General features: G+C 65.2%; 8 protein-coding genes. 6 read left to right on the top strand and 2 right to left on the bottom strand.

All coding sequences use genetic code 11. The annotated features are described in order from the left end of the window. Nucleotides 1-75 precede the first annotated feature (75 nt). On the bottom strand, nucleotides 76-1,167 hold the full coding sequence (locus C8J39_RS08150; protein WP_120300026.1) for a LacI family DNA-binding transcriptional regulator: 1,092 nt from the start codon (nucleotides 1,165-1,167) through the stop codon (nucleotides 76-78). Nucleotides 1,168-1,581: 414 nt separating this feature from the next. Between C8J39_RS08150 and C8J39_RS08145 the strand changes: the two genes are divergently transcribed. Together C8J39_RS08145 and C8J39_RS08140 are read left to right on the top strand one after the other, a co-directional pair. Then, on the top strand, nucleotides 1,582-3,135 hold the full coding sequence (locus C8J39_RS08145) for an aldehyde dehydrogenase (NADP(+)) (RefSeq protein ID WP_120300025.1): 1,554 nt from the start codon (nucleotides 1,582-1,584) through the stop codon (nucleotides 3,133-3,135). A 316-nt stretch (nucleotides 3,136-3,451) separates the two neighbouring features. Then, the gene (locus C8J39_RS08140) at nucleotides 3,452-6,574 is read left to right on the top strand and encodes a PAS domain-containing protein (RefSeq protein ID WP_120300024.1); all 3,123 of its coding nucleotides are present in this window, start codon (nucleotides 3,452-3,454) and stop codon (nucleotides 6,572-6,574) included. A 288-nt stretch (nucleotides 6,575-6,862) separates the two neighbouring features. Here the strand turns inward: C8J39_RS08140 and C8J39_RS08135 are convergent, their stop codons facing one another. Continuing rightward, nucleotides 6,863-8,458 carry an isocitrate lyase gene (locus C8J39_RS08135; RefSeq protein ID WP_120300023.1) on the bottom strand — a complete coding sequence of 532 codons (1,596 nt, stop codon included), beginning with the start codon at nucleotides 8,456-8,458 and terminating at the stop codon, nucleotides 6,863-6,865. A gap of 257 nt (nucleotides 8,459-8,715) precedes the next feature. On the opposite strand from C8J39_RS08135, the gene C8J39_RS08130 reads away from it, so the two are divergent. From C8J39_RS08130 to C8J39_RS08115, 4 genes are read left to right on the top strand one after another with little or no spacing between them, the layout of a single operon-like run. Next, nucleotides 8,716-9,297 (top strand): SRPBCC family protein, encoded by a 582-nt coding sequence (locus C8J39_RS08130; RefSeq protein ID WP_120300022.1) that lies wholly within the window; start codon nucleotides 8,716-8,718, stop codon nucleotides 9,295-9,297. Continuing rightward, nucleotides 9,297-10,475 carry a zinc-dependent alcohol dehydrogenase gene (locus C8J39_RS08125; protein ID WP_120300021.1) on the top strand — a complete coding sequence of 393 codons (1,179 nt, stop codon included), beginning with the start codon at nucleotides 9,297-9,299 and terminating at the stop codon, nucleotides 10,473-10,475. Before C8J39_RS08130 ends, C8J39_RS08125 begins: the two co-directional genes overlap by 1 nt. Before the next feature lie 12 nt (nucleotides 10,476-10,487). Continuing rightward, nucleotides 10,488-11,273 (top strand): SDR family oxidoreductase, encoded by a 786-nt coding sequence (locus C8J39_RS08120; protein WP_120300020.1) that lies wholly within the window; start codon nucleotides 10,488-10,490, stop codon nucleotides 11,271-11,273. Nucleotides 11,274-11,300: 27 nt separating this feature from the next. Next, nucleotides 11,301-11,786 (top strand): DUF4142 domain-containing protein, encoded by a 486-nt coding sequence (locus tag C8J39_RS08115; protein ID WP_243649801.1) that lies wholly within the window; start codon nucleotides 11,301-11,303, stop codon nucleotides 11,784-11,786. Nucleotides 11,787-11,899 lie beyond the last annotated feature (113 nt).

The raw sequence follows: 11,899 nt of genomic DNA, 5'->3' as shown, positions 1-11,899 counted from the left end.
CTCCTGAACGCGATCGATTATCTTATGAGAGCGCTACCGCGACGGTCGTCGGTAGGTCAAGCGCGGGCATTCGCGTTATCCGTGAACGCGCGACGGCGGTCGGCGGCGCGGCGCGGCGTCCGACTGCCGGCGCACCAGCGTATAATCGAGCACGACATGGCCGTTCGCATCCTTGCCGCCGCTGCGACGATTGAAGATCGCCGAGACGAGCAGTTCGACCGCCGCGCGCGACATGTCGGCAATGGGCTGGTGGATCGTCGTCAGTTCGGGCCAGATCGTCGTCGCGAGCGCGCTGTCGTCGAACCCGCACACCGTCAGGTCGCCCGGCACGTCGAGACCGCGGCGATGCGCGACCGCGACGGTCGCCGCCGCCATGTCGTCGTTGCTGGCGAAGATCGCCGTGGGCGGGTCCTTCGCGTCGAGCAATTGCTCGGCACCGTCGAGACCGGAGCGATAGGTAAACAGGCCATTCACCACCAGCGACTCGTCCGGCGCCAGACCGGCATCGGCGATCGCCGCGAGATACCCCTCGTGACGAAGCCGGCTCGCGGTCTGATTCGGGTTGCCGATGATGAACCCGATCCGCGAATGACCCAGCTTAACCAGGTGTTCGGTCATCGCGCGGGCCGCTTCGAAATCGTCGATCGTGACCGCAGCCGACCCTTCCGGTGGGGACCCGGTCGCGACGACCACGGTCGGCACGCCGGCCTCCGTCAGCACGTCGAGCACCGCGCGCGAATCGCACAGCGGCGGCGGCAAGATGACGCCGTCGATGCCGCTCTCGATCATGTGCCGCGCGACCTCGATCTCATGGTCGCCAATGTCGCATTTCTCGACGATCAGCTGCACGTCGCTGCGGCTTGCCTGTTCGAGGCTGCCGACCAGGAATTCGCTCAAATACGCAGCGCTCGGGTTGCTGTAGAGCAGGCCGATCCGCATCTGCCCGCCGCCGGCCAGGCTGCGCGCGGCGCGGTTGGGTGCGTATCGCAGCGTATCGATCGCGACGTTGACCGCCTCGCGCGTCGCCTCCCGTACCTTCGCTTCCCCGTTGATGACGCGCGAGACGGTCATCGGTGAGACGCCTGCGAGAACCGCAACGTCGGAAATGGTAGGTGCGCCGCTTCTGCGGCCCGAAGTGTTGCGCGGCTTGCGCGTGGCGAGGCTCATGCCGCGCTTTTTAGCAGGTGATTGCCATATTATCAGCATGTAATCTGAGTTACCGTGGTCGTATACTCAGAGAACATCGCGTCGCCGCCGTTCGCTCTTGCGTGTTATCGCTCCCAAGATTAGTCCGACAATCGGTTTTGCCTTACCGGGCAGCGAGCACATATGGGACGGACGGGAAGTGCGCGTGCGATACGATCTGATCCGTACACTCTACCCAAGCCATGGCCTCGGTGTCACATTGCCGTCCGCGACTGCTGCTACGCACTGGAACATGGTTCGCATTCGCCCCACATTGGATGACGGGTCCGGGAGTGATAGCGCCACCTTCACGGTCGGCGTGTATCTTGGCCAACGATTTCCCGACGCACCACCGCCCTGGTCGGCGCGTCCCTCGATTTGATTTGGAGAACTGACATGGACGGTACCTTCCCGATCGGCGCGCGCGCCGTAGACAGCGACGTCACCTTCCTCGCGATCGATCCGTCGACCGACGCGAAGATCGAACCCGCCTTTGCCGTTTCGAGCGAAGAAGACGTTGCGGAAGCCTGCAAGCTCGCCGAAACAGCGTTCGATACCTTCCGCGAAACCGATCCCGAAACGCGCGCGAAATTCCTCGAGACGATCGCCGACGAGATCGAGGCGATCCACGAGCCGCTCGTCGCCCGTGCGATCCAGGAAAGCGGCCTGCCCCGCCCACGCCTCGAAGGCGAGCGCGGCCGTACCACCGGCCAGCTCCGCCTGTTCGCCAAGCATCTCCGCGCCGGCGCCTGGGCCTCGGTCATCATCGACGAAGCGCAGCCCGATCGTAAGCCCGCTCCCCGCGCGGACCTGCGCCAGCGCCGCATCGCGGTCGGCCCGGTCGCGGTGTTCGGCGCCTCGAACTTCCCGCTCGCCTTCTCGGTCGCGGGCGGCGACACCGCGTCGGCACTCGCCGCGGGTTGCCCGGTCGTGGTCAAGGGCCACCCCGCGCATCCCGGCACGTCGGTGATGGTCGGCAAGGCGATCCAGGCCGCAGTCGCCAAGTGTGGCCTGCCCGAGGGCGTCTTCTCGCTGGTCCAGGGTCCCGCGAACGAACTCGGCGCAGCACTCGTCAAGGACGCCCGTATCAAGGCGGTCGGCTTCACCGGCTCGCGCGGCGGTGGCCTTGCGCTGGTGGCACTCGCCGCAGCGCGCCCCGAGCCGATCCCGGTCTATGCCGAGATGAGCAGCGTCAACCCCGTCATCCTGTTCCCCGCGGCGCTCGCGGCGCGCGGCGAAGCGCTCGGGAAGGCCTATGTCGGCTCGCTGACGATGGGCTCGGGCCAGTTCTGCACCAACCCCGGCATCGTCGTCGCGGTTGATGGTCCCGACCTCAACACCTTCGTCGAAGCCGCCGCTGCCGCGCTTGGCGAGGCTGCGCCACAGGTCATGCTCACCCCCGGCATCCATGCTAGCTACGAGAAGGGCGTCGCCGCGCTTGCCGGTCACGATGCGGTCGAGACGCTCGCTCGCGGCACCGAAGCCGAAGGCGCAAACCGCGGTCGTGCGGCGTTGTTCTCGACCACCGGCAAGGCGTTCGTCGCCGACCCTGCGCTGTCGCATGAAGTGTTCGGTGCGGCCTCGATCATCGTCCGCTGCGCCGACCTCGGCGAGGTCCGCCAGGTTCTGGAGCAGGTCGAGGGTCAGCTGACGATCACGCTGCAGATCGACGAAGGCGATTACGCGGACGCTGCGACGCTGGTGCCGGTGCTGGAACGCAAGGCCGGTCGCATCCTCGCGAACGGCTGGCCGACCGGCGTCGAGGTTGCTCCTGCGATGGTGCATGGTGGGCCTTTCCCCGCAACGTCGGACCCGCGCACGACCTCGGTCGGCACCGCGGCGATCGAGCGCTTCCTACGCCCGGTCTGCTACCAGGACCTGCCGGATGCGCTGCTGCCTAAGGCGGTCAAGCACGACAACCCGCTGGGCCTGCCGCGCACCGAGGGCTGATCGGTCCAAGAGTGACTAGGAGGGGGTGGCTATCGAACGGCAGCCCCCTCTTCCTTGTTCTCCCGCGAAGGCGGGAGCCCAGTCTGGGTACCCGCCTTCGCGGGGAAACATGCTTGGAGATCGGTTGCTCCCCCCGCACCACCCCGGCGAAGGCCGGGGCCCAATTGGGTGAAGTTGTCAACGGAGCGCCACCCGTCGTTACTGCCACCTTTCCAATTGGGCCCCGGCCTTCGCCGGGGTGGTATGAGGGAGGGGCGGAGCTTCCCAAACACCCCTAATCATTGACACGCGCGCGCCGCATACCCACTAGTCCGGCATGACAACGCCTGACTCGTCGCGCACCATTTCCCTGCCCGCAGACCTCGGCAGCTACATCGACGAATTGACCGATGGAGGGCACGGCGACGCCGCCGCCATCGTCCGCACTGCGGTCCAGCAGATGCGCGACCGTGACGTTGCCTCGGCCGCACCAGCCGAAATCCTGATCGGCGGCGGCGAGTGCGGCCTGCTCGTCCGCCAGCGCGACTGGAGCGCGACCTCGCTCGGCCCGCTCGACTCGTGGCCCGCCGAACTCCGCGTCACGCTCGCCAACATCCTCAACTCGCCCGTCGCCAAGGTCGTGATGTGGGGGCCCGAGCACATCATGCTCTACAACGACAGCTATCGCGCCGTCGCGGGCGACCGCCATCCCGCCGCGCTCGGCAGCCCGGTCGCGACCGCCTTCCCCGAAGTGTGGGACTGGAACCGCGCCGTCCTCGAAGCAGGCCTGCGCGGCGAGACCGTCGCCTACCGCGACCAGCCGATCCTGTTCCGGCGCCCCGACGGCCCGGAAACGCTGACGCTCGACCTGTTCTATACGCCCGTCTACTGCGCCGGCGGGACTGTCGGCGGCGTCCTGTGCACGATGGTCGACAATAGCGGCCGCGTCGAAGCCGAGCACCGCCTCGCCGCCAGCGAAGCCGAACTCCGCCGCGTCACCGACGCCGTGCCGATGCTGATCTCGTACATAGACCGCGACCACGTCTACCGTCTCGCCAACGCGCAATATGACGAATGGCTCGGCGTCGCGCCCGAGACGATGATCGGGAAGCCTGTCCGCGAAGTGCTCGGCGATGCGGTCTACCAGGATCGTCGCCCTTCGTTCGAGCGTGCGCTTGCCGGCGAGAGCTTCATCGCGCAGACCGTCTTCCCGCACCGCGACGGCCGTCCGCGCCGCTCCGAATTCCGCTACGTTCCGCATGTCCAGGCGGACGGCTCGGTCGCCGGCATCTACGTGCTAGGGATCGACGTCGAGGATCGCGCCGAACGCGAGGCCGCACTCGGCATCAGCAACGGCCGCTTCCGCACCGCGATGGATGCGGTCCACGGCGTGCTCTGGACCAACAACCCCGACGGCCGGATGATCGGCGAGCAACCTGGCTGGGCGACGCTCACCGGCCAGTCGATCGACGAATACCAGAATTTCGGCTGGGCCGACGCGATCCACCCCGACGACGTCGCATCGACGATCAAGGCGTGGACCACCGCCGTCCTGAACAAGTCGATGTTCGTGTTCGAACACCGCGTCCGCCGCCATTGCGGCGCCTGGCGTACCTTCGCCGTACGCAGCCTGCCGATCCTCGATTCGGCGGGCGATGTCATCGAATGGGTCGGCGTCCACACCGACATCACGCACCAGCGCGCCGCCGAAGCGGCGTTGCGCGAGCAGGCCGAAGCGCTCGCCCGCCAGGTCCGCCACCGCGAGCGCGCCGAGGACCAGCTCCGCCAGCTCAACGAGACGCTGGAGGCGCGCGTCATCGCCGAGATCGGCGAACGCCGCGATGCCGAAGCCAAGCTCGCGCAGTCGCAGAAGATGGAGACCGTCGGCAAGCTCACCGGCGGCGTCGCGCACGACTTCAACAATCTGCTCCAGGTCGTTTCGGGCAATCTCCAGCTGCTCGGCAAGAACCTCGCCGGCAACGAGCGTGCGGAGCGCTGGGTCGCCAACGCGATGGCCGGCGTCACGCGGGGGTCGAAACTCGCCTCGCAGTTGCTCGCGTTCGGGCGTCGCCAGGCACTCGAGCCGAAGGTCGTCAACGTCACGCGGTTCGTGCGCGGGATGGACGACATGCTGCGCCGCGCGATCGGCGAAGGCGTCGAGATCGAGACGGTGGTCGGTGGCGGCCTCTGGAACACCTTCATCGACCCTGCGCAGATCGAGAACGCGCTGCTCAACCTCGCGATCAACGCGCGCGACGCGATGGAAGGTCAAGGCAAACTCACCATCGAACTCGGCAACGCGCATCTCGACGACGCCTATGCCCGCAGCCACGAGGAGGTCGAAGCCGGTCAGTACGTCCTGCTCGCAGTGTCCGACACCGGCAGCGGCATGAGCCCTGAAATCATCGAGAAGGTGTTCGAGCCGTTCTTCTCGACCAAGAGCGAAGGCAAGGGTTCGGGGCTCGGCCTGTCGATGGTCTACGGCTTCGTCAAACAGTCGGGCGGCCATGTGAAGATCTATTCGGAGGTCGGCGAGGGCACTACGATAAAGCTGTACCTCCCACGCGCGATGGAGAGCGAGGACGTCGAGGTCGTCGCCGATGCGGGGCCGATCTGCGGCGGCACGGAGACGGTGCTCGTGGTCGAGGACGACGATGAGGTCCGCTCCACCGTCGTCGAACTGCTGACCGACCTCGGCTACAGCGTGCTCAAGTCGGTCGACGCGGCCAGCGCGCTCAACGTCGTCGAGAGCGGCGTGCCGATCGACATCCTGTTCACCGACGTGGTGATGCCCGGAACGCTCAAAAGCCCGGAACTCGCGCGCAAGGCGAAGGAGCGGCTGCCCAATCTCGTGGTGCTGTTCACGTCGGGCTATACCGAGAATTCGATCGTGCACGGCGGCAAACTCGATGCCGGCGTCGACCTGTTGTCGAAGCCGTATTCGCGCGAGGCGCTGGCGCGGAAATTCCGCGAAGTGCTCGCCAATCGGCAGCGCGGCGACTCGCCCGGTGCCAAGGTCGCTCGCGATGCGCGGATCGAGGCGGAGCGACGGCTCGACGCGTCGGCACGGCGCACCGTCCTGCTGGTAGAAGATGACGAGATGATCCGCGCGAACACTGCCGAGATGCTGCAAGGGAGCGGCTTCGTGGTGGTCGACGCGGCGAGCGCGGAGGACGCGATGACCGCGCTTCAGACCGTGCCGATCGACGCGCTGGTGACCGATATCAACCTCCCCGGCGTGTCTGGACCGGACTTCGCCCGCACTGCGCGCACGCTGCGGCCGGGCGTGGGGATTGTCTTCGCTAGCGGGGACACCGCGTCGGTCGAAGGGGATACGGATGCGATCATGCTGGAGAAGCCGTACGGGCTCGACGCGCTGACGGCGGCGGTGCTGGCATCGCTGGGCGAGACGGCGCTGGCGGAACCGCTCGCGGCGGACCGGGTGGACTTGGCGAAGTAAAGCCGACCGCAACCTAACGATCCTCCCCCGCCAGGGGGAGGTGGCAGGCGTAGCCTGACGGAGGGGGAGGAAAGCGACACGTCTGTTCCGTGCCCTCCCCCTCCGTCACCTTCGGCGACACCTCCCCCTTGCGGGGGAGGATTGTCAGGCGCGGCTGTCGGCCAAGGCTAGCATAGTCGAAACAAGCCTTAGCGCCGCGGCAAAGCCGCGTCGTCGGACGGGGCTTTTGGCCCCGCCGGCCGGGCGTGATGCCGGATCCGCGCCGGAGCTTTCGCTCCGGCTTGGGCATCACGCCGCGAACTGGTTCATCGTATTATGCGCGCCGCCAGCCTTCAGAGCCGCCTCACCCGCAAAATACTCCTTATGATCGTCGCCGAGATCCGAGCCGGACATGTTTTGGTGCTTCACGCAGGCGATGCCCTCGCGGATCTCCTTGCGCTGGACGCCCTTCACATAACCAAGCATCCCCGCGTCGCCGAAATACTCCTTGGCGAGATTGTCGGTCGAAAGCGCGGCCGTGTGATACGTCGGCAGCGTGATCAGATGGTGGAAGATCCCCGCGCGCTTTGCCGAATCCGCCTGAAAAGTACGGATGCGTTCGTCTGCTTCGTCCGCGAGCTTGGTGCCGTCGTAATCGACACTCATCAAACGCGCGCGATCATAGGCCGAGACGTCATCACCAGCCGCCGACCAGGCATCGAACACCTGCTGGCGGAAGTTCAGCGTCCAGTTGAAGCTTGGCGAGTTGTTGTAGACGAGTTTCGCGTTCGGCACGACCTCGCGGATGCGGTCGACCATGCCGGCGATCTGCTCGATATGCGGCTTCTCGGTCTCGATCCACAGCAGGTCCGCGCCGTTCTGTAGCGACGCGATGCAGTCCATCACGCAGCGATCCTCGCCGGTGCCAGCACGGAACTGGAACAGGCTCGACGGCAGGCGCTTGGGACGGAGCAGCTTGCCGTCTCGGTTGAGGATGACGTCGCCGTTCTGCGCGGTCGCAGGATCGATCTCCTCGCAGTCGAGGTATGAGTTATACTGGTCGCCGAGGTCGCCCGCTGCCTTGCTGACGGCGATCTGCTTGGTCAGGCCGGCGCCGAGCGAGTCGGTGCGCGTGACGATGATGCCGTCCTCGACGCCGAGTTCGAGGAACGCGTAGCGGCACGCGCGGACCTTCGCGAGGAAGTCCTCGTGCGGCACGGTGACCTTGCCGTCCTGGTGGCCGCACTGCTTCTCGTCGCTGACCTGGTTCTCGATCTGGAGCGCGCACGCCCCCGCCTCGATCATCTTCCGCGCGAGCAAATAGGTCGCCTCCGCATTGCCGAAGCCCGCATCGATGTCGGCGATGATCGGCACGACGTGCGTCTGGTGGTTCTCGATCGCGTTGAGCAGGCGCTGTTCCTCGATCGCGTTGCCGGCGGCGCGCGCGGCATCGACGTCGCGGAACATCATGCCGAGTTCGCGCGCGTCGGCCTGGCGGAGGAAGGTGTAGAGTTCCTCGATCAAGGCGGGGACACTGGTCTTCTCGTGCATCGACTGGTCGGGTAACGGGCCGAACTCGCTGCGCATCGCCGCGACCATCCAGCCCGACAGGTACAAATACCGGCGGTCGGTCGTGCCGAAATGCTTCTTGATGCTGATCATCTTCTGTTGCGCGATGAACCCGTGCCAGCAGCCCAGCGACTGGGTGTAGTTCGCCGGGTCCGCATCATAGGCGGCCATGTCCTTGCGCATGATCGCCGCGGTGTAGCGGGCGATGTCGAGACCCGTGGCGAACCGGTTCTGCAACCGCATCCGCGCGACGGACTCGGGCGAGATCGCGTCCCACGTGCCGTTCTGTTCGGCGATGAGGTTGGTCAACTGGGCGATGTGCGTCTGGTAGGTCACGGGCGATCCTCGTCTGCTGCGATGATCGACGTGTAGGTATATTTACATGGTTAAGTGGCCAAATCGCCCCGAGATTGGCGTGCGCATGTAACGAACACCGCTTCCCGAATGTGACGATGTAAACTTCGTGACACTGGGTGGATTCTGGGCGGCGTCGAATGTCCTGATCGATATCAAGTCTTGCAAATTCAAGACCAAGGCGGCGGAACATAGGTCTTCGGACACTGTTGGAAGGACTTCGCAGCCAGGAGACGGTGATGACTGAAAGCGATCCAAGAGATGACGCTCCACTAAGCACGTCCAAGCGAAGCGACGCCGTAGCGGACGCGACGCAGGACCTTGCGGACGGCAAGGGCAGCAGCATCGTTGCCCGTGCGGTTACGATCAATCGCCCGGTCGGCGAACTGTTCGCCTATTTCCGCGATTTCGCGAACCTTCCGACTTTCATGGAAAATGTCGAGCGTATCGACGTCCTCGACCAGCGCCGCTCGCATTGGGTGGTCAAGGGTCCGGCGGGCAAATCCTACGAATGGACGTCGGCGATTACCGACGAAGCACAGGACAGCTTCATCGCATGGTCGTCGGAGGATGGCGCCGACGTGCCTAACAGCGGCCGCGTCGAGTTCCGGGATGCGGGCGCGCGCGGCACGGTGGTCATCGCGACCATCCTGTACGATCCGCCGGGTGGCGTGATCGGCAAGCTGATCGCCAAGATGTTCCAGCGCGAGCCTGCGATTCAGGCCCGCCGGGACCTGCGCCGTTTCAAGCAGTTGATGGAAACCGGCGAGATCGCGACTGCCGCGATGAACCGCAAGCAGCATGAAGAGGAACTCGCCTAATGCGCGCTCTGGCATGGCACGGTAAGCATGACGTCCGCGTAGATACGGTCGACGATCCCGAAATCGTCAACCAGCGCGATTGCATCATCAAGGTCACAGCGACCGCGATCTGCGGTTCCGACCTGCATCTGTACGACGGCTATATCCCGACGATGCAGGCTGGCGACATTCTCGGTCACGAGTTCATGGGCGAAGTCGTTGAGGTCGGCGCGAAGTCGACGCTGAAGAAGGGCCAGAAGGTCGTCGTCCCGTTCACGATCGCCTGCGGCAGCTGCTACCATTGTGGCAAGCACCAGTATTCGGCGTGCGACAACGGCCTTCCCGCCGACAATCAGGACATCGCTCAGGAAATCTACGGCCAGCCCATGTCCGGGCTGTTCGGCTATAGCCACATGACCGGCGGCTATGCCGGCGGCCAGGCGGAATATGTCCGCGTGCCGTTCAGCGACGTCGGGCCGATCGTCATTCCCGACGGCGTCGACGACGAGAAGGTGTTGTTCCTCTCTGACATCTTGCCGACCGGCTGGATGGCGGCCGAGAACGCGCAGATCGAGCCGGGCGACACGGTCGCGGTCTGGGGCTGCGGTCCGGTCGGGCTGTTTGCTGTCCAGTCGGCGTTCCTGATGGGCGCCGAACGCGTGATCGCGATCGACCACTTCCCGCACCGACTGGAGCTTGCCAAGAAGTTCGGCGCCGAGACGATCAACTACGAGGAAAGCGCGGTCTACGAGGCGCTGATGGTGATGACCGGCGGGATCGGTCCTGACGCCGTCATCGACAGTGTCGGGCTGGAGGCACACGGCTTCTTCGTCGACAACGTCGTTGATCAGATCAAGGCGTCGACCTTCCTTGGCACCGATCGGACGCATTCTATCCGCCAGGCGATCATCGCGTGTCGCAAGGGCGGGCGGGTGTCTATGCCTGCAGTGTACGGCGGGTTCGTCGACAAGTTCCCGCTCGGCGCCTTCATGGAGAAGGGGCTGACGCTCAAGACCGGCCAGACGCACGTCCAGCATTACATGCCCGCGCTGCTCAACGCGATCATGGAGGGCAAGATCGATACCACCTTCCTGATCTCGCACCGCATGGACCTGGAGGACGCGCCCAAGGGCTACGACATGTTCAAGAACAACCAGAACGAAGTGACGAAGGTCGTGCTCAAGCCCGGCTTCAACTGAGGATATCTGACAATGGCTGATAAATTCGCAATCATCACCGGCGCGTCGACCGGTATCGGTTTCGAGCTGGCGACCCTGGCGGCGAAGGACGGCTACGACATACTGGTCGTAGCCGACGAGGCGTTGATCGACGCCGCCGCGCAGGACTTCAAGCAGTTCGGCACCGACGTTCAGTCGCTCCAGGCCGATCTCTCGACGATCGAAGGCGTCGACCAGTTGCTTGCGGCCACGAACGGCCGGACGATCGACCTGGTCTGCGCGAATGCCGGGCGCGGGCTCGGCAAGGCGTTCCTCGACCAAGATCTGGCCGAGTGGCGCAAGGTCGTCGACACCAACGTCATCGGCACGGCGTATCTGTTGCAGAAGGTGCTGCCACCGATGGTCGCGCGCAACGCAGGCAAGGTGCTCGTGACGGGATCGATCGCAGGGTACATCCCCGGTGCGTTCCAGGCGGTCTACAACGGCACCAAGAGCTTTGTCGACAGCTTCGTCGCGGCGATCCAGAACGAGATCAAGGATGCGGACGGCGTCACGCTGACCAACTTGATGCCCGGCCCGGTCGACACCGAGTTCTTCGATCGAGCGCACATGATGGACACCGATGTCGGCACCGATCCGAAGAAGAGCGATCCCGCCGACGTGGCGAAGGACGGCTGGGACGCGCTGATGTCCGGCAAGGCGGCGGTCGTGTCGGGTTGGAAGAACAAGATCCAGTCGACGATCGCAAACGTCACGCCGAACGCCGTGCTCGCCGAGATGCACCGCAAGATGGCCGAGCCCGGCACCGCGAACGATTGAACGACAGCTTCAACAGGAGAGAAGACCATGACACGATTTCTGACCGCCGCCGCGCTGATCGCGCTGCCGATCGCCGCCGTATCCGCACAGGCACCGATGCCCGCATCGACCTATGTGATGAAGGCCGGCGCCAGCGACCTGTATGAGAAGACGTCGAGCCAGATCCTGCTCGAGACGACCACCAATCCGAAGCTCAAGAGCTTTGCGCAGATGATGATCACCGATCACACGAAGAGCACGGCGGACGTGAAGGCCGCGGCAATGGCAGCGCACGTGAAGGTCGCACCGCCCAAGCTCGATCCGATGGGTGCGAAGAACGTCGCGGCACTCCGCGCGGCAAAGGGCACGGCGCGCGATCGGCTGTACGTGACGCAGCAGAAGGCGGCACACGCCAAGGCACTGACGTTGCAGCAGGGCTATGCGGCCAAGGGCACCGTGCCGGGCTTGAAGACGGTTGCGGCCGGGATCGTGCCGGTCGTCCAGACGCACATCACCGAGCTGCAGACGATGTAATCTCGCGTCGTTTGACTGATTGCTGAGTACAGACGGCGCCTGCTTCAAAAAGCAGGCGCCGTTCTGCGTTGGAAGCGCCTAACCGTCTGGAAAGCTATCCCCGGTCCCGCTAG

This window comes from Sphingomonas sp. PP-CC-1A-547 (assembly GCF_003610375.1).
In the GTDB taxonomy this organism is placed as follows: domain Bacteria; phylum Pseudomonadota; class Alphaproteobacteria; order Sphingomonadales; family Sphingomonadaceae; genus Sphingomonas.
Note: the sequence above shows the minus strand (reverse complement) of the source record. Positions and strands in the feature narration are given on the sequence as shown.

What these genes read in the sequence shown, in the direction of transcription:
- C8J39_RS08150 (WP_120300026.1), bottom strand. Translation starts at nt 1,167, where the DNA reads ATGAGCCTCGCCACGCGCAAGCCGCGCAACACTTCGGGCCGCAGAAGC.
- C8J39_RS08145 (WP_120300025.1), top strand. Translation starts at nt 1,582, where the DNA reads ATGGACGGTACCTTCCCGATCGGCGCGCGCGCCGTAGACAGCGACGTC.
- C8J39_RS08140 (WP_120300024.1), top strand. Translation starts at nt 3,452, where the DNA reads ATGACAACGCCTGACTCGTCGCGCACCATTTCCCTGCCCGCAGACCTC.
- C8J39_RS08130 (WP_120300022.1), top strand. Translation starts at nt 8,716, where the DNA reads ATGACTGAAAGCGATCCAAGAGATGACGCTCCACTAAGCACGTCCAAG.
- C8J39_RS08125 (WP_120300021.1), top strand. Translation starts at nt 9,297, where the DNA reads ATGCGCGCTCTGGCATGGCACGGTAAGCATGACGTCCGCGTAGATACG.
- C8J39_RS08120 (WP_120300020.1), top strand. Translation starts at nt 10,488, where the DNA reads ATGGCTGATAAATTCGCAATCATCACCGGCGCGTCGACCGGTATCGGT.
- C8J39_RS08115 (WP_243649801.1), top strand. Translation starts at nt 11,301, where the DNA reads ATGACACGATTTCTGACCGCCGCCGCGCTGATCGCGCTGCCGATCGCC.